Source organism: Methylobacterium sp. Leaf93 (assembly GCF_001422345.1).
GTDB classification, from domain to species: Bacteria; Pseudomonadota; Alphaproteobacteria; order Rhizobiales; family Beijerinckiaceae; genus Methylobacterium; species Methylobacterium bullatum.
Map to the genome: position 1 here is coordinate 370391 of NZ_LMMS01000023.1, position 22872 is coordinate 393262.

General features: G+C 67.9%; 22 protein-coding genes. 15 read left to right on the forward strand and 7 right to left on the reverse strand.

Going from position 1 to position 22872, the window contains the following annotated elements; all coding sequences use genetic code 11:
* Window positions 1–13 precede the first annotated feature (13 nt).
* A complete protein-coding gene (locus tag ASF26_RS13460; RefSeq protein ID WP_018045395.1) occupies window positions 14–412 on the reverse strand; it encodes a DUF3775 domain-containing protein in 399 nt (132 codons plus the stop codon).
* 123 nt (window positions 413–535) lie between these two features.
* Here ASF26_RS13460 and ASF26_RS13465 point away from each other — a divergent pair, with 123 nt between their 5' ends.
* The 3 genes from ASF26_RS13465 to ASF26_RS13475 all read left to right on the forward strand — a co-directional run bounded on the left by ASF26_RS13465 (window position 536) and on the right by ASF26_RS13475 (window position 2674).
* Window positions 536–1288: a DUF429 domain-containing protein gene (locus ASF26_RS13465; protein ID WP_056254708.1), complete on the forward strand. Its 753-nt coding sequence runs from the start codon at window positions 536–538 to the stop codon at window positions 1286–1288.
* 9 nt (window positions 1289–1297) lie between these two features.
* A complete protein-coding gene (locus ASF26_RS13470; protein WP_244475926.1) occupies window positions 1298–1858 on the forward strand; it encodes an NUDIX domain-containing protein in 561 nt (186 codons plus the stop codon).
* Between the two features lie 144 nt (window positions 1859–2002).
* Entirely contained in the window at window positions 2003–2674 is a 672-nt protein-coding gene (locus ASF26_RS13475; protein WP_026176208.1) for a carbonic anhydrase, read from the forward strand.
* 168 nt (window positions 2675–2842) lie between these two features.
* On the opposite strand, the gene ASF26_RS13480 is transcribed toward ASF26_RS13475, so the two are convergent.
* On the reverse strand, window positions 2843–3544 hold the full coding sequence (locus ASF26_RS13480; RefSeq protein ID WP_056254923.1) for a DUF4142 domain-containing protein: 702 nt from the start codon (window positions 3542–3544) through the stop codon (window positions 2843–2845).
* 380 nt (window positions 3545–3924) lie between these two features.
* Between ASF26_RS13480 and ASF26_RS13485 the strand changes: the two genes are divergently transcribed.
* From ASF26_RS13485 to ASF26_RS13525, 9 genes are all read left to right on the forward strand, one after another.
* Window positions 3925–4785, forward strand: a complete 861-nt coding sequence (locus ASF26_RS13485) for a universal stress protein (RefSeq protein WP_018045400.1) — start codon at window positions 3925–3927, stop codon at window positions 4783–4785.
* Between the two features lie 143 nt (window positions 4786–4928).
* On the forward strand, window positions 4929–5534 hold the full coding sequence (locus ASF26_RS13490; RefSeq protein ID WP_056254711.1) for a hypothetical protein: 606 nt from the start codon (window positions 4929–4931) through the stop codon (window positions 5532–5534).
* A gap of 112 nt (window positions 5535–5646) precedes the next feature.
* Window positions 5647–6246, forward strand: a complete 600-nt coding sequence (locus ASF26_RS13495; RefSeq protein WP_056254715.1) for a hypothetical protein — start codon at window positions 5647–5649, stop codon at window positions 6244–6246.
* A gap of 211 nt (window positions 6247–6457) precedes the next feature.
* Complete coding sequence (locus ASF26_RS13500) at window positions 6458–7114, forward strand: cytochrome b/b6 domain-containing protein (protein ID WP_082477622.1); 657 nt, start codon at window positions 6458–6460, stop codon at window positions 7112–7114.
* Window positions 7111–7890: a molybdopterin-dependent oxidoreductase gene (locus tag ASF26_RS13505; protein WP_056254718.1), complete on the forward strand. Its 780-nt coding sequence runs from the start codon at window positions 7111–7113 to the stop codon at window positions 7888–7890. Before ASF26_RS13500 ends, ASF26_RS13505 begins: the two co-directional genes overlap by 4 nt.
* A 476-nt stretch (window positions 7891–8366) precedes the next feature.
* Window positions 8367–8558, forward strand: coding sequence for a hypothetical protein (locus ASF26_RS13510; protein WP_018045405.1), 192 nt, complete (start codon window positions 8367–8369; stop codon window positions 8556–8558).
* Between the two features lie 66 nt (window positions 8559–8624).
* On the forward strand, window positions 8625–9491 hold the full coding sequence (cysE, locus tag ASF26_RS13515) for a serine O-acetyltransferase (RefSeq protein ID WP_056254721.1): 867 nt from the start codon (window positions 8625–8627) through the stop codon (window positions 9489–9491).
* Between the two features lie 350 nt (window positions 9492–9841).
* On the forward strand, window positions 9842–11233 hold the full coding sequence (locus ASF26_RS23685) for a family 2B encapsulin nanocompartment shell protein (RefSeq protein ID WP_056254724.1): 1392 nt from the start codon (window positions 9842–9844) through the stop codon (window positions 11231–11233).
* Window positions 11220–13208, forward strand: a complete 1989-nt coding sequence (locus ASF26_RS13525; protein WP_056254726.1) for a family 2A encapsulin nanocompartment cargo protein cysteine desulfurase — start codon at window positions 11220–11222, stop codon at window positions 13206–13208. Before ASF26_RS23685 ends, ASF26_RS13525 begins: the two co-directional genes overlap by 14 nt.
* Window positions 13209–13365: 157 nt before the next feature.
* Here ASF26_RS13525 and ASF26_RS13530 read toward each other — a convergent pair whose 3' ends face one another.
* From ASF26_RS13530 to ASF26_RS13545, 4 genes are all read right to left on the reverse strand, one after another.
* Complete coding sequence (locus tag ASF26_RS13530; protein WP_200925930.1) at window positions 13366–13794, reverse strand: DUF6691 family protein; 429 nt, start codon at window positions 13792–13794, stop codon at window positions 13366–13368.
* A complete protein-coding gene (locus ASF26_RS13535; RefSeq protein ID WP_056254728.1) occupies window positions 13794–14210 on the reverse strand; it encodes a YeeE/YedE thiosulfate transporter family protein in 417 nt (138 codons plus the stop codon). The genes ASF26_RS13530 and ASF26_RS13535 overlap by 1 nt, the downstream gene beginning before the upstream one ends.
* Before the next feature lie 474 nt (window positions 14211–14684).
* Window positions 14685–15068, reverse strand: coding sequence for a nuclear transport factor 2 family protein (locus tag ASF26_RS13540; RefSeq protein ID WP_056254732.1), 384 nt, complete (start codon window positions 15066–15068; stop codon window positions 14685–14687).
* Between the two features lie 104 nt (window positions 15069–15172).
* On the reverse strand, window positions 15173–18175 hold the full coding sequence (locus ASF26_RS13545; protein ID WP_056254735.1) for an FAD-binding and (Fe-S)-binding domain-containing protein: 3003 nt from the start codon (window positions 18173–18175) through the stop codon (window positions 15173–15175).
* Window positions 18176–18301: 126 nt separating this feature from the next.
* On the opposite strand from ASF26_RS13545, the gene ASF26_RS13550 reads away from it, so the two are divergent.
* On the forward strand, window positions 18302–19348 hold the full coding sequence (locus ASF26_RS13550) for a threonine aldolase family protein (RefSeq protein WP_056254739.1): 1047 nt from the start codon (window positions 18302–18304) through the stop codon (window positions 19346–19348).
* 7 nt (window positions 19349–19355) lie between these two features.
* On the opposite strand, the gene ASF26_RS13555 is transcribed toward ASF26_RS13550, so the two are convergent.
* Window positions 19356–20117: a GntR family transcriptional regulator gene (locus ASF26_RS13555; protein WP_056254742.1), complete on the reverse strand. Its 762-nt coding sequence runs from the start codon at window positions 20115–20117 to the stop codon at window positions 19356–19358.
* Between the two features lie 158 nt (window positions 20118–20275).
* Here ASF26_RS13555 and ASF26_RS13560 point away from each other — a divergent pair, with 158 nt between their 5' ends.
* Together ASF26_RS13560 and ASF26_RS13565 are read left to right on the forward strand one after the other, a co-directional pair.
* Window positions 20276–21451, forward strand: coding sequence for an aminotransferase class V-fold PLP-dependent enzyme (locus ASF26_RS13560; protein ID WP_056254932.1), 1176 nt, complete (start codon window positions 20276–20278; stop codon window positions 21449–21451).
* A 124-nt stretch (window positions 21452–21575) separates the two neighbouring features.
* A complete protein-coding gene (locus tag ASF26_RS13565) occupies window positions 21576–22871 on the forward strand; it encodes an MFS transporter (RefSeq protein WP_056254744.1) in 1296 nt (431 codons plus the stop codon).
* Window position 22872 lies beyond the last annotated feature (1 nt).

Genomic DNA, 22872 nt, shown 5'->3' on the forward strand with positions numbered 1-22872 from the left:
CCACCGTCCGGTCTCATGCCTCCGAGACGTCCTGGCTGATCCCGAGGGCGGCGAGCCCTTCGTCGAGGAGATCGCCCGCATCGGGCGAGGCCATGATCTCGTGAAGCGCCCCCTCGCCCACCGCCTCGCGTTCGCGGGCGAAGCGCACGGCCTCGCCCCATTCCTCCGCCTCCATGTCGCCGCGCCCGACATAGAGGAGGGCGAGGAGGTTGGCCCGCTCGTCGTCGTTGAGGCCGGAGATCATCGAGCGGACCTCCGACTCGGTGGCATCGTCGGTGCCCGACGTGAGCACGTCAGTGGAGCCGTCATCGATCGGGTTGGAGCCTGAATCGGGGTCGGTGGCACCTTCCTTCACGTCGAGCGCCCTGACCCGGAGGATGATCTCGGTGACCTTGTCGACGGCGATGTCCATGGAACGATCCTGTGAAGCGTGCCGCCGGCGGCGGCGTTACCCGGTGCGACGGGACGGCCCTCGAAGCCGGCCGTCCTTGAGCAGCGTCAACCCGCCAGAGCCGTCGCGGTTCGCGGGGCTCGCATGACGCGTTGGATCGCCGGACTCGACGGCTGCCGCGGCACCTGGGCCGGAGCCCTCCTCGATCTCGACGATCCCGGCCGATACCGCGCCGGGCGCTTTGCCCGCGTCTCCGATATCCTGGACGGGCCGGAAGCCCCGGTCTGCGTCGGGATCGACGTCCCGATCGGCCTTCCCGACCGCGTCGAGGGCGGCGGCCGGGTCGCCGACCGCGCGGCCAGGGCCTATCTCGCGGGCGGCCGGGCGAGCGTCTTCCCGGTGCCGCCTCGGGCAGCGATCCATGCCGGCAGCTACGAGGAGGCCAAGGCGCTCTCCCGCGCCGCCAGCGTCCCTCCCTTCGCGCCCTCGATCCAGTGTTGGAACATCACCCGCTACATCCGCGAGGTGGACGATCTACTCCTCGCGCGGCCGCCGCTGCGCGAGCGGGTTCACGAGGTTCACCCGGAAGTGGCGTTCCGCCGCCTCAACGGCGACCGTCCGCTGGCATCGGCCAAGAAGGGGCCGGGGCGTCGGGAAGGGCTGGAGGAGCGCCGCGCGCTCCTGCGAGGGGCCGGTCTCCCCGCAGCGCTGGTGGACGCAGACAGACCGGCGGGCGTGGGGGCCGACGATCACCTCGACGCCCTCGCCGCCCTGGTCGTCGCCCGCGACATCGTCCTCGGACGCGCCATCCCGATGCCCGACCCGCCGGGACGCGACAGTCACGGCCTGCCCGTGGTGATCTGGGCGCCTGCTGGCGAGGGCCCGATTCCCTGCTAGACCGTCGTCATGATTCTTTCCTCGTCGACCCAGCCCCCCGAACGCGAGTCGAGCCAAGGGTCCGGTGCGCCCCCCCTGCGCCACGTCGCCCGCGCCCTCGTCTTCGACCCGCAGGACCGGCTGCTCCTGATCGCCTACGAGGCGCAACGCCCCATCGATCCGTCGAGGCCGGAGGAGCGGACGTTCTGGTTCATGCCCGGTGGCGGGCTGGAGCCCGGCGAAAGCCACGCGCAAGCCTGCCTTCGGGAACTCGGCGAGGAAATCGGGGTTTTCGATGCCGAGATCGGGCCGCAGGTCGCTGCCTGCGACGGTCCGTTCTTCCTGTTCCCGAAGCCGCGTGATGCGCGCGAACGCTACTTCGTCGTGCGTCTGCCCAGCGACGAGGTCGATACCAGCCGCCTCGCGGAGACCGAGGACAGCACGGTCCTCGGCACGCGCTGGTGGACGCTCGACGAGTTGGAGGCCAGCGGTGAGCGGATCGAGCCCGCCGGCCTCGCTCGCCTGGCCAGACGCATCGCGTCGGGCGAGCGGCCCGAGCCGCCCATCACCCTGACCTGGCATCAGGTGTGAACCCGCACTGGGCCACCGGCCCGAGACTGGGCCACACAGGGCCTCGGAACCAGATACGGCACAGGTCTCGCTAGTCGAGGCTGAATGTCGAGAACCGGGTTGCCACGGCGACCCCCAACAACAACGCTCAAGGAAGGCAAACGCATGTTCCCACAAAAGCTGACCTCAGGATACCGGTCGTTCCTCGATGGACGCTTGTCCCACGAGGCGAAACGCTACGCCGCCCTGGCACAAGGGCAGAGCCCGGAAGTCCTGCTGATCGGCTGCTGTGACAGCCGCGTTTCGCCGGAAGTGATCTTCGATACCGGACCGGGCGAACTCTTCATCATCCGCAACGTGGCCAACCTCGTTCCCCCCTTCGAGGAGGGCGGCGAGTATCACGGCACCTCGGCGGCCATCGAGTTCGCGGTCCAGGCCCTGGAAGTGAAGCACATCGTCGTTCTCGGCCACGCCACCTGCGGCGGCATCAAGGCCTACGCCAACCCGCCGGGCCCGCTCTCGACGAGCGACTTCATCGGCAAGTGGGTCTCCCTGGTGAAGGGCGCCGAGGAGAAGCTCAAGGTGCAGAAGGGGCCGGACCACCTGACGCGCCTCGAATACGCCACCGTGGCGCAGAGCCTCGAGAACCTGATGACGTTCCCCTTCGTGCGTGAGCGCGTCGCCGATGGCCGTCTGGCGCTCCACGGCGCGCATTTCGGCATCGCTCATGGCGAGCTTCTCCTGCGCAATCCCGAGACGGGGGACTTCGAGCCCGCCGTCGATGGCGGCGGAAAGACGATGACCCCGGCCTCCCTGATGCACAGCAGCGAAGTCTGATCGCATCGTCCCCCGTATCCTGGCCCCCTGTATCCTGCCGGATACGGGGGCCATCATCCGATCCGGTGGGATGCACGCACAAGCAAAACGCCGGGCCTCATCGGCCCGGCGTTTTTTCGTGCATCCGTTCCACCGCCGGCCCATCGACCGGCGGTGGATGTCAGCCCTTTAGCGGGCGCCGGGGAGGCGCTGCGCCATCTGATAATGCTGCTGGAGCACCGGCAGCGCCTGCTCGGCATGGGCGCGCAGGGCCGGGTTCGTGCCAGTCTGGGCGTAGGACTGGTACATGCCGATGGCCGCCTCGTGCGAGCGCACCTGGATCTGGCCGTAGAGACGGTCGAAGCGCGGGCCGGCCGGAGCGGCGGCGAGCTCGGAAAGCATGGCCTGCTGCTGCGGATCGACCGGGACCATGGTGGTGCCGGCGGTGGTGTCGACATCGCCGTTGAAGGCCTGGCTTCCGGCGGCGGCGCCACGGCTCGCGCCGCTGCCGATCCCCTCGACGGCGCCGACAGGGCCGCCGCTCAGCGTACCGGCCACGACACCCGTAGCGGCTCCCGTGGCCGCGCCCACCGCGCCACCGGCGATCGCCAGGGGTGCGCCGATCAGGCCGCCGGGACCACCGTTGCCGGCATAGGTCCGCTCGCCGCCGGCCAGGGCCACGTTCGCGGCCCGGTGGTCACGCACGGCGTCACGGGCGAAGCGGATGACCTGCGGGTTGCGGCTCTTCGACAGCGCGATCTGGCCCGACTGGACCTCGAATGCATTGGCCTGCATCGCCTGCAGCCGGAAATCGCCGGACATGGTCTGTGCGGCGGCGGGGGTCGCCATGACGACGGCAATGGCGGACAGCGCAACGTACTTGTTCATGATTCTGACCTCTGGATATGATCTTGAAAACGCAAAGGCGGCGGACCGGACCACATCCCTGCGGATCGGCGTATCCGACAACGCCACGTTTGCCGGACAACGACAGTCCCTCCATTGGGTTCCCGGCGAATGTCATCGTAACGCGCGCCATTCTACTGATATCGTCCGTATCACGGCGATGATCGGCGCGGCTCTATAGCCAAGCTTCATCTGTCGTTTTAGCCTCGCCGTCTCGTCGAAGGCATCGCTCCGCGACGGATTCACGCCGCGGTCCGCGAAGGTCGCAGAAAAGCGTGCGTTGACGACGAGCCGGAGTTTTCCGGAACGCGAAACCGCACTAGCCTGCCCGTCGGCGGCGATGGCGCGGATGGAGGCTCCCGGCGATGAAGACCCTGCTCGTTCCGGTGGCGCTTCACGATGCGCTGCCCTCCGTCTTCGCGACCACGCTCCTGGTGGGACGCCGCTTCGGCAGCCTGATCGAAGGCGTGTCCCTGCGCCCGGCGCTCGCCGAATACGTTCCGGTGGACATGGTCGGCGGCATGACGTGGCTGCGAGACGAGGAGGCCGACAAGGCCGAGGCCGAGGATGCCGGCAAACGCTTCGTCGATTTCCTCGCCGGCGCCGGCATTCCCGTCGCCACGGAAGGGCCGTGCACTCCGGAATTCGTGGCCGCCGCCGGAACCCGCTACCGCTGGCGCCCGGACGTGCCGGCGGGCGACGCCTTCCTCGGACATTACGCACGCCTGTTCACCGCCACAGTGGTGGGCCGGCCCGGCTCCGGCGACGGCGCCCCGCGCATGACCACGTTCGAGACGGCTCTGTTCGAGAGCGGCCGGCCGATCCTGCTGGCGCCCCCCACTCCGCCCACGAGCCTCGGCGAGGCGATCCTGATCGCGTGGAACGGGTCGAGCGAGACCGCACGCGCCGTGGCCTTCGCCATGCCCTTCCTGCGCAAGGCCTCGCGCATCCGCGTCGTCAGCGCGGAGGGCGGCATGGTGCCGGGACCGAGCGCGGAGGATCTGGCCAAAGCGCTCGCCTGCGAAGGCATCTTCGCAGACCATAAAGCCTTCACCGAAGGCCGGCGCACGCCCGGCGAGGTCTTCCTCAACGAGGCGCAGGAATTCGGCTGCGATCTCCTGATCAAGGGTGCCTATACCCAGAGCCGCCTGCGCCAGATGATCTTCGGAGGCGCCACCAGCCACGTGCTGGCCCATGCCACCATGCCGATGCTGATGGCCCACTGACAGGTCCACGATAGCGCGCAATTGATTTGTGCGCATACGAACCCGATGCCACATCGCGCGTTGTCCGAGCGCTTCCTGCCGTGAAGGCGGAGGCGTCCGGCGAGGGTCCCGACAGACGGGACCGCCCCAGCGCAAGGCATTCCATGACACGACGGATCCTCACGGCCGCCACCCTCGGCCTCGGCCTGTTCTCCAGCCTGCCCGTCCTGGCCGATTCCGCACCGGTCCGCGTGCGCGGAACGATCGAATCCGTCGCCGCCGATCACGTCACGATCAAGCCCCGCACCGGTCCGGCCGTCTCGGTCAAGTTCGCCGATGCGATGAGGGTGGCCGCCGCCAGCAAGGCCGAGATCGGCGACATCAAGCCCGACAGCTACGTCGGCACCGCCGCGACGCCCCAGGCCGACGGCACCCTCAAGGCCCTCGAAGTCGCCGTTTTCGCCCCGAGCATGCGCGGCACGGGCGACGGCCATTATCCGTGGGACCTCGAGAAGGAGAACACGATGACGAACGGCGCCGTGGGCGCCCTCGCGGGCACCACCGGCCGCACGATCACCGTGACCTACAAGGGCGGCGAGAAGACCATCACGGTCCCCGAGGACGTGCCGATCGTCTCCCTCACCCCCTCCGACACATCCGTCATCAAGGTCGGCGCCCGCGTGGTGGCGATCACCAAGACGGATGCCGCCGGCACGATGGTCGCCGACCGGATGATCGTCGGCGAGAACGGCACCGTCCCGCCGATGTAGGCGGCCGCCCCACGCACACGTCATTCCGGGGCAGCGGCGCAGCCCCGGCACCGGGGACGGACTTCATGAATCCGACCCGACCACAACGACGCCGAACGATCGAGGAACCGCCATGCTGAAATCCTTCCTGACGACGCTCACCTTCACCCTCGCCGTGACGGCCACCGCCGCCCAGGCCGACGACATCACGCGCTATCGCGGCACCATCGAGAAGGTGGACGGCACGGCCGTGACGATCAAGCCGCGCGTGGGCGAGGCGCTGACGGTCAGCATGGCACCCGACGTAAAGGTGCTGGCGGCCTCCACCGGCAAGATCACCGACATCAAGCCCGACAGCTACATCGGCACGGCGGCGATCCCGCAGCCGGACGGTTCGCAGAAGGCGCTCCAGGTCACCGTCTTCGCCTCCTCCCTGCGTGGCACGGCGGACGGGCATTACCCGTGGGATCTCGGCTCCAACTCCACCATGACCAACGGCGCCATCGGCACCATCTCCGGCACCGCGGGGCGGACCCTGCTGGTCAAGTACCAGGGCGGTGAGAAGAAGGTGAATGTCCCCGAGGACGTGCCGGTGACCCTGGTCGATCCGGGCGACAAGTCCATCGTCGTCGATGGCGCGAAGGTCGTGGCCTTCACCAAGAAGGGCACGGACGGCAAGCCCACCGCCGTGATCCTCATCGTCGGCCGCAACGGCACCGTCCCGTCGATGTGAATGAGACAACGTCAACGAGGCTATTCACAGGCCTCGTCGACCGCTTCCCCACCCAGACACCTCATCCTGAGGTGCCCCGAAGCGGCCTCGAAGGAGCCCTCCGGAACGCACAGCGATATCTGGAGATCTCCTTCGAGGCCTTCGCTTCGCTCCGGCGCCTCAGAATGAGGTCGCGGATGGGAGCAGGGACCGAGACGCCACCGCTCATAGGATGTTCTGGATGACCGTCTCCTCGAACACGCAGTTTCGCATCACGGTGATCCACCCGCTCATCGTGCGCGTGACCCACTGGATCAATGCGGTCGCGGTGTTCTGCATGCTGTTCAGCGGCTGGGCGATCTACAACGCCTCGCCGTTCTTTCCCTTCGTCTTCCCGAAATGGGCGACCCTCGGCGGATGGCTGGGAGGGGCGCTCGCCTGGCACTTCGCCGCCATGTGGCTGTTCGCCCTGAACGGCCTCGCCTATGTCCTCTACGGCCTGTTCGCGCGTCACTTCGCCAGATCGTTCCTGCCGCTGAGCCCGAGAGCGTTCTGGCGCGACGCCGCCGACGCCGTCAGGCTGCGCCTCGCCCACCGGATCGGCGAGTACAACGCGGTGCAGAGGGTCGCCTATCTGGTGGCGTTCCTTCTCGGACTCCTCCTCGTCGCCTCCGGCCTCGCTTTGTGGAAACCGGTCCAGTTGCAGGGACTCGCCGCTTTGTTCGGCGGCTATGAATGGGCGCGGCGCGTGCATTTCCTTGCCATGTCCGGCCTCGTCGGCTTCATCCTGCTTCATCTCGCGCTGGTCATCCTGGTGCCGCACACCCTCGTGGCGATGGTCACAGGCCGCGCCCGCATTCCCGTCGACCCCGTGGAGACGCGCTCATGAGCCGTGACGAGACCGAGGCGAAACGCCTGCGCGCGCTTCGCCGGGAGATCCAACCGGAACTGGTGAAGCTGGAGCGTCGCCTGTTCCTGCGCTCGGGCCTGTCCCTCGGCGCCCTGTCGCTGCTTTCGGGCTGCGACCTCTCCACCGGCACCAACGGCACACTGATCGACCGCACGCTGTGGGCGATGTCGCGCGCCAACGACCGGGTCCAGGCTTGGCTGTTCGATCCGAATACGCTGGCACCGACCTATCCGGCGAGCATGATCGACACGCCGTTCCGCTTCAACGCCTACTACCCGCCGGACAACATCCCCGAGATCGACGAGGCGACCTGGAAGCTCGACGTGTCGGGCCTCGTCGCCGACAAGACGCCCTGGACCTTGCAAAAGCTGCGCGCCCTGCCGCAGGAGAGTCAGATCACCCGTCACATCTGCATCGAGGGCTGGAGCCAGATCGGCCAGTGGAGCGGCGTGCCACTGAAGACTTTCCTCGAACGGGTCGGGGCCGACCTCACCGCCAAGTATGTCGGCTTCAAATGCGCCGACCGCTATTACGGCAGCCTCGACATGCCGAGCGCCCTCCATCCGCAGACGGTGCTGGCCCTGGATTTCGGCGGCAGCGCCCTGCCTCTCGAATATGGCTACCCCCTCCGGGTGCGCGTGCCGACGAAGCTCGGCTTCAAGAGCCCCAAGCACATCGTCTCGGTCTTCGTGACCAACGATTATCCCGGCGGCTACTGGGAGGACCAGGGCTACAACTGGTTCAGCGGAATCTGACCGGGGTCACGCATCGGCAATGCCGGCCCCCCTGAGGCCGACGGCTCGGAATCGAAGCGGAAGGACAAGCCTGCTCCTCGCACCGGACCCGAGGGAAGGATTTTTCGAGAAGCGCCTGGTCTTTGAAAACCACTCTCGTTGACCAGAACGGGCCAAGATATGCACAATGCTGGGAGACAAAAGAAAGCACCGCCTGCCTGCACCATGCCTCCCGAGACAGGTTTGTCCGAAGGCAATGCTTGGATTGGAAATCCGTGTCGTTACCCCTTGGACTGTTACCCGCAGACGTGACGACCCACCCGGCACATGGCGAGTGCACGCCTCGCCTCGCACGAATGCCGATACTCGGCGAAAGCTCATAGCCTCGACCCCTTGAGACGAGCGGTTCGAGGCATGTGAGGCCCTGACCGGTACTGGTCGTCAGGCGCTCGGACGATCCCCCAACACTGGAAAAACGACACCCGGAGGAGGGAACGATGGTTCTCGGAGATCAAGTCGTATTCGCGAGACTCGATGTCGCCGAGGCGCTGGGCATCTGGCGTCACGCTACGGGTCGTATCGTCGACATCGTCTCCGGCCCCGACGGGGCAGAGGCGGTGAACGTCCAGTTCGAGGGCCACGGCCTGCTCGTCGGCTACATCGCGACGCTGTTCCAACGCATCGGCTGAGCGCGCGGTCCGCGGGGGTAAGAGGCAGGCTCTCGCGAGCCGGGCGCGAGGAGTGGAAGACCGATCATGACAGCGGGCAGCCTGGCGACGCGCAGCGTTCCCACCAATATCCTCCGTCCGCCCCTGCGCACCGTGAGCCAGACCACCGTCGAAGCCGACCTCTGGCGTGCCATGCGCGCCGAGGCCGAAGCCGCGTTGATTGAGGAACCGCTCTATGCCGGCATCATCCAGGCGACGGTCCTGGATCAGCCGAGCCTGGTTCATGCCCTCGCCTACCGGCTCGCCCATCGCCTCGGCGACGGCGATCTCTCGCGCCTGTCCACCCGCGACCTCTGCCTCTCCGCCTTCCAGGCCGATCCGCATGCGGGCGATCACGCGGTACGCGACATCGTCGCCATCCGCGAGCGCGACCCCACCTGCCGCCGCTATCTCGATCCCTTCCTGTTCTACAAGGGGCTGGCCTCCCTGGAGGGCTACCGGGTGGCCCATTGGCTCTGGCACCAGGGCCGCGCCACCCTGGCGCTCCACATTCAGAGCCGGATCTCGGAGGTGTTCGGGGCCGATATCCATCCCGCCGCGCGAATCGGCTCGGGCGTCTTCATCGATCACGCCACCGGCGTCGTCATCGGCGAGACCACGGTGATCGCCGACGATGTCTCGATCCTGCAATCGGTGACGCTGGGGGGCAACGGCAAGGAGAGCGGCGACCGCCATCCGAAGATCGAACGCGGGGTCCTTCTCAGCGTCGGCGCAAAGGTGCTGGGCAACATTCGGGTCGGCGAGGGCGCGAAGGTCGCCGCCGCCGCCGTGGTGCTGCACGACGTGCCCGCCCACACCACCGTCGCGGGCGTGCCGGCCCGCGTCGTGTCGCGGATCAGCCCCACCGAGGACCCCGCCCTCAGCATGGACCAGTTTTTCGGTGATGGGATTTAGGAACGATTTTTCAACTCTTCTTCTCCCGCCCCACCTTACAGATAGAGATAAAATATCTCCTATATCCGTATAATATAGAATAAAATTAGCTTAGACGATGAAAAATAGAATATCCATTCTCTAATACCGCAAATTTATAGAACAGAATTTCATTGACCCCCTTCAATGTCGAGAGTTAGAAACAACCCGCCCCCGCAGTGACGCTTTGTCTGAGGCAGCGGAGGCCAACCAAGATCAGTCCAAGATCATCATCGAGCGAGAGCGGACGCGTGACAGGCGCGGCTACGATGCGGCATGCGCCGCGTCACGGCCGGCCGACGCCTCCTGCCGCAATACGGAGACGAACCCCCATGAGTGGACCCGGTCTGAGCGTGAGCGCCTCGGCGGCACGCAATCTCGCAACGGCGACCGTCACGTCGGTCCAGAACGCGGCCAACACCCCCCGCTGGTTCCACCGCCTGCTGCCCTTCGTCGACGTCGCCGGCGGCGTCTACCGGGTCAACCGCCGCGCCGTGGTGCTGGCCAAGCCCGGCCGGATCGTCCTCGCCAATGACGGCGGCACCCGCACCGTGCGCCCGGCCTCCCTGCGCAGCGTCCCGCTGTTCAGCCGTCTTGGCGACAACGAACTGTCGGCGCTGGCCTCCAAGTTCACCGTCTCCCAGCACAAGGCGGGCGAGATCATCGCCGAGGAGGGCTCCACCGGCCGCAGCCTCACCGTCGTGGCCGAGGGCACCGTCGAACTGACCCTGTCGGGTCCGTTCAAGAACCGCCTGCGCCAGGGTCTCGCCACCGGCGGCGACTATTTCGGCGACAACGATCTGGTGAGCGAGAACGCCCCCGCCCCCGCCGTGAAGGCGCTCTCGGCGGTGACGCTGCTCACCCTGGACCGCGCCGCCATCGAGGACGAGGGCATCCGCTCGCGCATCTCCCAGTTCGTGGAAGAGCGTGACCGCCTCAAGGGCCACACCAACAGCGAGGGCGAGCAGGGCATCGAGCTTCTGGCGGTCCATACCGGCGAGCCGCGCCTGCCCACGACCTATGTCGATTACGAGGTCGACCCGCGCGAGTACCACCTCTCCACGATCCAGACGATCCTGCACACCCACACCCGCGTCACCGATCTCTACTCCAACGAGATCGACCAGCTGCGCGAGCAGATCCGCCTCACGGTCGATGCCGTGAAGGAGCGGGAAGAGTGGGAGCTGTTCAACAATTCCGAGTTCGGCCTGCTCCACGAAGTCAGCCAGCGCCAGCGCATCCCCACCCGTGGTGGACCGCCCACCCCGGACGACCTCGACGAGCTCCTGACCCTGGTCTGGAAGAAGCCCGCCTTCTTCGTGGCCCATCCTCGCGCCATCGCGGCCTTCGGCCGTGAAGCCACCCGTCGCGGCGTGCCGCCGGTGGTGATCCACCTGTTCGGCTCGCCCTTCATCACCTGGCGCGGCGTGCCGATCGTGCCCAGCGACAAGCTCCCCATCGACATCGACCCGGTGACCGGCGCCCAAACCACCTCGATCCTGCTGCTCCGCGTCGGCGAAGGCGAACAGGGCGTGGTCGGTCTGCAGAAGTCCGGCGTCACCGGCGAGATCGAGACCGGCCTGTCGGTGCGCTACATGGGCACCAACGACCATTCCATCGCCTCGCACCTCGTGACCCGCTACTTCTCGGCCGCGGTGCTGGTGGAAGACGCCATCGCACGCCTCGATAACGTGCTGCTGGGCAACTACCATGACTACGCTTAACGCGCCGTCTGTCGGCCTCCCCACCGGGGTGTTCGGCGACACGGCGCATGCGGATCTCGTCGGGCGCCTCGCCCGCGAGATCTACGGTCAGGGTCAGGCGGCGTCCGCGCCCCTGACCCCCAACCTGCCGCAGACGCCGCAAGCACCGCAGGCCCTGGAGAACATTCCCCAGGGCTTCGGCCACCCCCTCGCCCCCAAAGCGGATCTCGGCACGCCGTCGATCCCCTCGGGCGCCGCGCCGTCGGGCCTCCAGCCCGACGCCTCGGCGCTGGCCGCCCGCTCGTTCGGATCGCCTCCGGTCGGCCTTCCCGGCCTCACCGGTCCGGGCTTCGCTCAATCATCGGCATTTCCCTCGGTCCATCCCGAGGCGCAGGCTCCCCGTGGGGGCCTGCCCGAGTTCTTCGTGCCGAGCGTCGCCGATGTCGCCGCCTTCCTCCCCGGCGGCCACGATCTCCACGCCACGATCGCCAAGGACCACCCGCGCGCCAATGCGTTCGCGCATGGGTTCGCACCGTCCCTGGTGCCGGAAACGCCCGTTCATCGGGGCCAGAACGCCTCGCATCAGGAGGCCTCGCAGGAGACGGTCTCCCGCGCCGGCCGGAAGGTGGAGATCGCCGACGAGCCGTTCTCATCGGGCGAGTACTATTTCCTGACCGACCGCAGCCGGACGGGCAACGCCGCGCCCGCCCCGTCGACTCGCCACGAGCCTCGCCCCGGCCATGCGCCCCATGTCTCGTCGCAGGGCTCCAGCCCGGTGGCGGCCCCCTTCGACGTGGAGCGGGTGCGCAAGGACTTCCCGGCCCTGCACCAGAGCATCAACGGGCATCCGCTGGTCTGGCTCGACAACGCGGCCACCACCCACAAGCCGCAGAGCGTCATCGACGCGACGTCCGAGTTCTACGCCCGCCACAACTCGAACATCCACCGGGCCGCGCACACCCTCGCGGCGCGCTCCACGGACCTGTTCGAGGGCGGGCGCGAGAAGGTGCGTCGCTTCATCAACGCCGCCTCGACGGACGAGATCATCTTCCTCCGGGGCACCACGGAAGCGATCAACCTCGTCGCCAACTCCTACGGTCGCGCCAATATCGGCCCGGGCGACGAGATCATCATCTCGACCATCGAGCATCACGCCAACATCGTCCCCTGGCAGCTCCTCACCCAGGCGACCGGGGCGACCCTGCGCGTGATTCCCGTGGACGATCGCGGCGAGATCATCTTCGAGCAGTTCGCGACCCTCCTGTCGGGCCGCACCAAGATCGTCTCGATCACCCATGTGGCCAACGCTCTGGGCACCATCAACCCGGTCCGTGAGATCATCGCCCTGTCGCATGCCTATGGGGTGCCGGTGCTGGTGGATGCGGCGCAATCATCGCCGCACATCCCCCTGGACGTGCAGGCGCTGGACGCCGACTTCCTCGTCTTCTCCGGGCACAAGGTGTTCGGGCCGACGGGCATCGGCGCCCTCTACGGCAAGCGCGCGCTGCTGGAGGCGATGTCTCCGTGGCAGGGCGGCGGCCACATGATCGAGGACGTCACCTTCTCGAAGACGGTCTACAAGGGCGTTCCCGAGAAGTTCGAGGCGGGCACGCCGGACATCGCGGGAGCGGTGGGGCTCGGCGCGGCCCTGGACTACCTCGAGAGCGTCGGACTTCCCGGCATCGCGGCCTACGAGCACGACCTGCTCGAATACGCGCAGGCGGGCTTGGCCGAGGTGAAGGGCCTGCGCCTGATCGGAACCGCGCGACAGAAAGCCAGCGTCATGTCCTTCGTCGTCGACGGGCATGACAACGAAGCGGTGGCCAAGCACCTCGACGCCCGCGGCATCGCCGTGCGCTCGGGCCATCACTGCGCCCTCCCCGCCCTGCGGCGGTTCGGGGTCGACCAGTCGGTTCGCGCCTCGCTGGCCTTCTACAACACCCGCGCGGAGGTGGACGCCTTCCTGAAGGGGCTCCACAGCCTGCCGCGCCGGTAGCGTCGGGATCCGAGAACGCGGTGTGACATCATTCGGCCCGGTCGGTTCTCCGACCGAGCCGAATGCGTTTGCGTTACATACCAGGCGGCGCTGATCCCGGCCGATGGTCGTCCTCGGCGCGTCCGGCGGACGCCCACCGCCGCGCAGTCGGCCGGTATCACTTGCCGGATGCGGCGGCGGTGAAGCGGTGGAGCAGCATGCCCGCCACCATCGCCGCCACGAACCCGATCACCTGCGGCAAGCCCAGCGTTAGGCCCGCCAGCGCCGGGCCGGGACAGAGGCCGACGAGGCCCCAGCCGATGCCGAACAAAGCAGCGCCGCCGATCAGGCTCGCCGTGATGGGACGGTTGTGGGGAATCTCGAAGCGCTGGGCCAGCACGGGCTTGCCCATCCGCGACACGAGGACATAGCCCAACGCCGAGACGGCGACCGCGCCGGCCAGCACGAAGGCGAGGCTCGGGTCCCAGGCGCCGGCCACGTCGAGGAAGCCGAGAACGCGCGCCGGGTCCATCATGCCCGAGAGCGCGAGGCCGAATCCGAACAGGAGGCCGGCGAGCAAGCCCACCGCGGAACGCAAGGTGTCCATCACCATCCTCCGTGGCGGACGAGGAACACCGTCGCGGCGGCGGCGGCCATGAAGGTCGCCACCGCCGCGACGGAGCGGGGCGACAGCCGGGCGAGGCCGCAGACGCCGTGGCCGCTGGTGCAGCCCCCGCCGAGCCGCGTCCCGTAGCCGACGAGGAGGCCGCCGAGGACGATGAGGCTCCACGGTGCGTCGAGCTGCACGACGGGCCATGCACCGAAGGCGAGGCGATACAGGACCGGGCCGAGGAGCAGGCCGGCGAGGAAGGCCCAGCGCCACGGCGTGTCCCGGCTCAACGGCAGCATCGCCCCGGCGGCGATGCCGCTGATCCCGGCGATGCGGCCGTTGAGGACGAGGAGCAGGGCGGCGGAGGTGCCGATCAGGGCGCCCCCGGCAAGGGCCGACACGTAGACGATCATTCGGAGACTCCGGCCCCGGTCGAGTGAGCCACTTGGACCGAGTTCTTTCGTGGCGGACCGACGCGGCCGAACCTAGAGAACCCGCTATCGAGAATGAGAAACGACGTCCCGGCGGCAGCCCCCGCGCCCACCGAGAGGTCGAACGCCGAAGCGTCGCTGTCAATCCAAAATATCCTGTCGCCACGGCCCGACGCAGAGCGTGCCGGGACGGCTCAGGGAATGATGGCGATGACGCGGATCTCGATACGCATCCTGGGCAAACCGAGCGCATCGACGCCCAACTGGGTCCAGATCGGGGCACGATCGAGCGTGGAACGGCGGAAGCGGCCGGCAGCGCATCATGCCAAAGTGTGGGGAGCTCTAACGTGCCCAGATCGCCAGACGTCATCAGCCAGACGACATCCGGATGACATGGCCAAGACTGGAAATGGCTGAGACTGAAATGGCCAAGGCCGAAAGCGGGCCACGCGCTCCCTAGAACATCCCGTTCGGATTGGCGGAGGAATCGGGCAGGATCTGCAGCACGTCCCAATGCTCGACGATCCTGCCGCCCTGATCGAGCCGGAAGATATCGATGGCCGCATAATCGTGGTCGCCCGGCCAGTGCTGCAGGCAATGCAGCACCACGAGATCCCCCTCGGCGACCGCCCGCTTCACCTCCACCCGCTTGCCCGGCCATTCATGCGCCATGCGCTCGAAATAGGCGATGAAGCCGTCCTTGCCGTTCGCCACATGCGGGTTGTGCTGGATGTAGTTGTCGCTCGCATAACGCTCAATGGCTTCGCGCGGCAGGCACTCGTCGAACATCAACCGATAGAAGGCGATCACAGTCGCCTTGTTCTGCTCCAGGTCGGTCATATTGTCCCCTGAGCGAGGCGGAGTCCACTCGAGAAAGGCGGCCCGCCTTTCTCGATACCATCCATCACGCCCTCACGACCATGACCGGCCGCCCTGCCCGGCCGTCAGTGACGGTCGGCCGACGCCGCCATCGCCGCGTCCAGCACGCGCGCCACATGGAGCGCTTCGAGCCCGAGACCGTCGTGGATCTGGTGGCGGCAGCTGGTGCCGTCGGCCACGACGAGATCGTCCGGGCCGGCCTTGCGCAGGGCCGGGAACAGCGAGAGCTCGGCCATGGCGAGCGACACGTCGATGGTCTCGGCGCCGTATCCGAAGACGCCCGCCATACCGCAGCAGCTCGACTCGATGACCCGCACGTCGAGCCCCGGCACCGCGCGCAGCACCGTCTCCACCGCGCCCATGGCGGCGAAGGCCTTCTGGTGGCAATGGCCGTGCAGGTGGGCGACGCGCCCGCCCTGGTCCGCCAGAGGCAGGGCGATCCGCCCGGCATCGAGATCGACGGCGAGCAGTTCCTCGAACAGCAGGCTCGCCTTGCTCAATTCCCCCGCCTCCGGTCCGGGAAGCAGGGACGCGAACTCGTCGCGGAAGGTCAGCAGGCAGGACGGTTCGAGCCCGACGATCCGGGCACCGGCCCGGATGAACGGCAGTAGGGTGGTGAGCGTGCGGCTCGCCTCCTCGCGGGCTCGGTCGGTCTGACCGGAGGCGAGATAGGTGCGGCCGCAGCAGAGGGGGCGGCGTCCACGGTTGGGGAAGACCCGGTGCAGGCGGTAACCGGCGGCGATCAGCACACGCTCGGCCGCCTCCAGGTTCTCCCGCTCGAAGGCGCGGTTGAACGTGTCGCCGAACAACACGATGTCGCGGAAATCCCCGGTCACGTCGCCCGGATGGGCCGGCTCGCCCTGCTCGACCCAGGGCCTGCGCCAGCGCGGCAGGGTGCGCCGCGCCGAGAGCCCGGCGACCCGCTCCGACAGCCTCGCCAAGGCGGGCACCCGGTCGCGCAGGTTGAGGAGCGGCGCCAGCCAGGCGGCGGTGCCGGCATAGAGCGGCAGGGCCGCCACCAGCCGCTCCTTCAGGGGCAGGCCGTGGCGGGCGTGGTAATGGTGCAGGAACTCGACCTTCATCTTGGCCATGTCGATGCCTGTGGGGCATTCGCGGCGGCAGGCCTTGCACGAGACGCAGAGATCCAGGGTCCGCTTCATCTCGCGGCTGGTGAAGGCGTCCGCGCCGAGCTGACCCGAAATCGCGAGCCGCAGGGAGTTCGCCCGGCCACGGGTCAGATGCTGCTCGTCTTTCGTGGCCCGGTAGGACGGGCACATGGCCCCGCCCGCGAGCTTCCGGCAGGTGCCGTTGTTGTTGCACATCTCGACGGCGCCGCCGAAACCGCCCCATTCCGACCAGTCGAGGGCGGTCTTCTTCGGCTGGCTCACCGCGTAGCCCGGCTGGAACCGCATCAGCGAGCGGTCGTCCATCTTGAGCGGCCGGACGATCTTGCCGGGGTTGAGCCGGTTCTCCGGGTCGAAGGCGTCCTTCACCTGTTCGAAGGCGCGGGTCAGGCGTTCGCCGAACATCGGCGCGATGTATTCCGAGCGCGAGATGCCGTCGCCGTGCTCGCCCGAATAGGAGCCCTTGAAGCGGCGGACCTGTTCGCTCGCGGCCTCCGCGATGGCGCGCATCTTGGCGACGTCCCCGCCCTGCTTCATGTCGAGGATCGGGCGGACATGCAGACAGCCGACGGAGGCGTGGGCGTACCAGGTGCCGCGCGTGCCGTGGCGGGTGAACACCTCCGTCACCGCGTCGGTGTAATCGGCGAGATGCTCCAGCGGCACCGCGCAATCCTCGATGAAGGAGACGGGCTTGGCATCCCCCTTCATCGACATCATGATGTTGAGGCAGGCCTCGCGCACCTCCCAGACCGATTTCTGGCGGATCGGCTCCGGCACCTCCACCACGGCGTCCACATGGCCGTTATCGGCCATGCACGCGTCGAGACGCCGAAGATCGGCCAGGAGCGCGTCCCGGTCGTCGCCGGCGAACTCCACCAGCAGCAGACAGTTCGGCGTGCCACGGGTGATGTCGGCCAAAGTCGCCCGGAACAGCGGGATGTCGGCGCCGAGCACCAGCACGTTGTTGTCCACGAGCTCCACCGCCACGGGATCGAGATCGACGATGGCCTTCGTCGTCTCCATGGCGGAGCGGAACGACGGGAAGTGGCAGACGCCCATGACCCGGTGCGTCGGCAGGCGCGACAGCTTCAACGTCACGCTGGTGGTGGCCGCCAGCGTCCCTTCCGAGCCGACGAGGAGATGGGCGAGGTTCGGCCGCGCCTCGATCAGCGCATCGAGATTGTAGCCGCCGACCCGGCGCTGCACGCGCGGGTACATGCGCAGGATCTCGTCGCGCTCGGATTCGGCCAGAGCCCGCATGGCGGCGGCGAGGGCGTCCGCCCGCCGCGAGCCGGTGACGCCCGTCGCCGCGTTCCCGGTGAGGCCGAAGCCGAAGGGCTCGCCGTCATGGAACAAGGCCTCCATCCCGAGGACGTTGTCGCTCATCTTGCCGAAGCGCAGGGAGCGCGCGCCGCAGGAATTGTTGCCGGCCATGCCGCCGATGGTGCAGCGGGTGGCGGTGGAGGGCTCCACGGGAAAAAACCAGCCATCGGCCTTCACCCGCGTGTTCAGCCGTTCCAGCACCATGCCGGGCTCGACGGTGATGGTTCCGGCTTGCGCGTCGTAGGCGATGATCCCGTTAAAATGGCGCGAGCAATCGACCGCGAGGCCGCGCCCGATGGGCTGGCCGTTCTGGGACGTGCCGCCGCCGCGCAGGATCACCGGCACGTCGTGCTCGGCGGCGATCTTCAGGGTGGCGGCGATGTCGGCGGCGCTGCGGGGCAGGACCACGCCCGCCGGCATGATCTGGTAGATCGACGCGTCGTTGGCATAGCGCCCCCGGGTGAAGGTATCGAACTTCGCCTCGCCAGCGAGCGCCTCGGCGAGGCGGCGCGGCAGGCCGGCGCCCTGGCGGTTGGCGGCACGCGGACTGACCGGCCCCGGCCCGGAGACGGGCGAAGGGGCGCGGTTCGGGCCGGTGGCGGGCTCAGCCGTTGCGGTCATGATCCATCGTCCTCGTGGGAGTGCCGTGGGCCGGCTTCAAAGCGATGCGGGTTCCGGTAGGGTGGCGGGATCGTCCCGACCGGCTAGAATGGCCCACACGGATTGCATGCAAAACAGGGCCGGCAGATGATCGATTTGTATAGCGATACGCAAACGCGGCCCACACCCGGCATGCGTGAGGCCATGGCCCGCGCGGAGGTCGGCGACGAGCAATCCGATTCCGATCCGACGACCCTGGCTTTGTGCGAGCGCATCGCCGACCTGCTCGGGATGGAAGCGGGGGTGTTCATGCCCTCGGGCACGATGTGCAACCTCGTCTCGATTCTGGTCCAGACCCGGCCCGGTGACGAGATCGTGGTCGACGATCAGTCCCACATCTACAACACCGAGGCCGCCGGCTCGGCGGCCATCGGCGGCGTCTCGGTGAAGGCTCTTTCCACCCCGGCCGGCCTCTATACGCCCGAGGCGTTCGAGGCGGCGATCCGCCCCCCCGCCCGCACGGCGCCGCGCTCGGCCCTGGTCTCGGTGGAGCAGACCACGAGCTTTTCGGGCGGCTCGGTCTGGCCACTCACCGACATGCGCCGCATCCGCGACTTGGCCCATCACAAGGGCATGAAGGCGCATATCGACGGGGCGCGCCTCCTCAACGCCGTGGCCGCCACCGACATCTCCGCCAGGGACTACGCCAAAGGCTTCGACAGCGTCTGGATCGATCTGAGCAAGGGACTCGGCTGCCCGGTCGGCGCCGTTCTGTGCGGCTCGAGCCACTTCATCGTCGAGGCGTGGCGGTGGAAGTACCGGCTCGGTGGCGCCATGCGCCAGTCGGGAATCCTCGCCGCGGCCGGCCTCTACGCCCTCGACCACCATGTGGACCAGCTGGAACTCGACAACGCCAATGCCGGCGAGTTGAAGGCCCACATCACCGGCGCGCCGGGCCTCGCCATCGCGCCCGATGCGGCCCAGTCCAACATCCTGTGCTTCTCGGTGGAGCCGCTGGGCATCAGCGCAACCGCCTTCGCCGAGGCGTGTCTCGCGGAAGATGTGCGTATCCGCGCCATCGGCGCGCATCAGATCCGGGCGACCACCCATCTCGACGTCGACCGGGCCGGCATCCTGCAAGCGGCGGACGTGATCCGGGCACAGGCCGAACGCTGTCACGAGGCCCGCCCCTGAGCCGCCGTCACGATGCGACGTTGGCGGCGGAGTCCGGCGGACCCGCTGTCTCCCGCCCCGCCGCCGCCCGGCGCTTGTTGCGCAGGTGCCCGAACAGGATGTCGCTGAGCTCATTGCCGGCGCGCCGGCGCAATGCATCGAGGATTTCCTCATGCTCGCGCATCGCCTCGCCCCAGCGGTCGCGATTCTCGTCGAGATTGGCCGAGTAGCGCACGCGGCGCAGGCGCCCGGCGAAATTGGCGTAGCTCGCCCGCAACGGCTCGTTGTCCGCTGCCTGCACGATCCGGTCGTGGATCGCCTGGTTGCAGGCGAAGTAGCCGTGCAGGTCGCGCCGCATGTAGCAGCCGTACATCTCGTGATGCAGCCGCTCGATCTCGTCATAGGCGGCGGGTGTGATCTTCTCGCAGGCCAGGCGTCCGGCCAGGGCCTCGAGCCCGCCCATGACGTCGAACAGATCCACGAGTTCCTCGGCGCCGAGCTGGCGCACCCGCGCGCCCCGGTTCGGCAGGAGCTCGATCAGCCCCTCCGAAGCCAGCACCTTCAGCGCCTCGCGCAGTGGCGTGCGCGAGATGCCGAAGCGCTCGCAGAGCATCCGCTCCGGCACCCGCGCGCCGGCGGCCAGATTGCCCTCGACGATGTAGTCCCGCAGGCGTGCCAGAAGCTCGCCGTGGAGGGATTTCGCCAGCGACGGCATCGCGGAAAGACGCGCTCCATCGGCGGGTTCGAGGCCGGCATCGGCCTCCGGTTCAGTGACAGGCTCAAGCACCATAATGCGAACCTAGCAGCCGAAAGCAGGAAGGTCGAGACGAGATGTTCGCATAATAATGCTTGCCCTCTCAAAAAATGAATGCAATTTTCTGCTCCGACGCACAGTGGATCATCGATCCGGGCGCAGCTTTCCCTCGACCGGCCATCGCGGAGATCTCGATGACGACACGGACCGGACGCCATTTCCTGCATATTCCAGGCCCCAGCCCGGTGCCCGAGCGTGTCCTGCGCGCCATGGACATGCCGGTGATCGACCATCGCGGCCCCGATTTCGCCGGACTCGGCAAGGCGGTGCTGGAAGGCGCCCAGGCCATCTTCCAGACGCGGTCGCCGGTGATCATCTATCCGGGTTCCGGCACGGGCGCCTGGGAATCGGCCATCGTCAATACGCTCTCGGCCGGCGACCGGGTGTTGATGTTCGAGACCGGCCATTTCGCCACCCTGTGGCGCCAGATGGCGGCACGCTGGGGCATCGAGGTGGAATTCGTCCCCGGCGACTGGCGCCGCGGACTCGATCCGGCGCAGGTCGAGGCGATCCTGGCCGAAGACCGCGCCAAGTCGATCAAGGCCGTGATGGTGGTCCACAACGAGACCTCCACCGGCGCAACGAGCCGGATCGCGGAGATCCGCAAGGCGATCGACCGGGCGAACCATCCCGCGCTCTTCCTCGTCGATACGATCTCGGGGCTCGGCTCGGCCGAATACGCCCATGACGAATGGGGCGTCGACGTCGCGGTGAGTTGCTCGCAGAAGGGCCTGATGCTGCCGCCGGGTCTCGGTCTCGTCGCCCTGTCGGACAAGGCTCTGGCCGCCACGAAGACGGCGACGCTGCCCCGTTCCTACTGGGATTGGGAAGACATGCTGAAGCCGAATGCCGGCGGCTACTTCCCCTACACACCCGCCACGAATCTCCTCTACGGCCTGCGCGAAGCCATCGCCATGTTGCGGGAGGAAGGCCTGCCCCAGGTCTTTGCCCGCCACCAGCGTCTCGCCGCCGCCACCCGCGCCGCGGTCGAGGGCTGGGGCCTCGAGGTTCTGTGCCGGGAACCGTCCGAATACTCGCCCGTGCTCACCGCCGTGGTGATGCCGGAGGGCCATGACGCGGATGCCCTGCGCACTCTGATCCTGGAGAAATACGACCTCTCGCTCGGCACCGGCCTCGCGAAAGTGGCGGGCAAGGTCTTCCGCATCGGCCATCTCGGCGAATGCAACGACCTGACGCTGATGGCGGCGCTGTCGGGTGTCGAGATGGGTCTCAAGGCCGGCGGCGTCCCTCACCAGCGCGGCGGCGTGCTGGCGGCCATGGACGCCCTGCGCTCCGGTATCGACGATTGAGTAGCAGGCCCCCTCCCCCCTTGTGGGGAGGAGAGCCGCGCCGATCATACCAACCACGCGTGATCCCACAAACAACCGGTGATCAAACCGGGGCGGGTGGCGCGCTCAACCCGAGGAAACCCCGATGACGCCCGCTAAAAGACGCGTCTCCGCGTCGAATATGGTGCTGTTCCTGCTCTGCCTGATGTATTTCGTCACCTATCTCGACCGGGTGAACATCGCTACGGCGGGCGGTGAGATCATGAAGGATCTCGGCCTCTCGAACACGCAGTTCGGCCTGATCCTGTCCGCCTTCGCCTATCCCTACGCCATCTTCCAGGTCATCGGCGGCTCGGTGGGCGACAAGTTCGGCGCGCGGCGGACCCTCCTCGTCTGCGGCCTGATCTGGGCCTCGGCGACGATCCTCACCGGGTTCGTGGGCGGGCTCATCAGCCTGTTCCTCGCCCGCGTCCTCCTCGGCTTCGGCGAGGGCGCCACTTTCCCCACCGCCACCCGCGCCATGCAGAACTGGACCGCGCCGGGCAAGCGCGGCTTCGCGCAGGGCATCACGCATGCCTTCGCTCGACTGGGCAACGCGGTGGCGCCGCCCATCGTGGCCTTCCTGATCTACCAGTTCGGCTGGCGCATCGGGTTCGTCATCTTAGGGGTGGCGAGCTTCGCCTGGGTCGTGGTCTGGTACCTCTACTTCCGCGACGACCCGAAGGATCACCCTGCGATCACACCGGAGGAACTCGCGGTGCTGCCGCCCCCGAGCCAAGTGGGCGCCAAGCAGAACGTGCCCTGGGGCCGCCTGACCCGGCGCATGCTGCCGGTGACGCTGACCTATTTCTGCTACGGCTGGACCTTGTGGCTGTTCCTCGGTTGGCTCCCGAGCTTCTTCAAGCTCAACTATGGGCTGGACCTGAAGAATTCGGCCCTGTTCGCCTCGGGCGTATTCTTCGCCGGCGTCGTCGGCGATACCCTGGGCGGCGTGTTCAGCGACCGCATCCTGAAGCGCACAGGGGATCTCAAGCTCGCCCGGCTCAGCGTCATCGTGGTCGGCTTCCTCGGCGCGGCGGCGAGTCTCACCGGCGTGTTCTTCACACGGGACCTGACCCTGGTGGCGCTGCTGCTCAGCTCCGGCTTCTTCTTCGCCGAATTGGTGATCGGCCCGATCTGGTCGGTGCCGATGGACATCGCGCCGAAATATTCGGGCACGGCAGCGGGCCTGATGAATACCGGCTCGGCGGTGGCGGCGATCATCTCGCCGATCGTGTTCGGGATGATCGTGGACATGACGGGAAGCTGGACCCTGCCCTTCGTCGGCTCCATCGGCCTTTGCCTCCTGGGCGCGGTCCTCGCCTTCACCATGCACCCGGAGCGCCCGTTCGAAGAGGAGCCGGTGGTACCGCCCCTGGGACGGGCGGTTCCTGCGGAGTAGC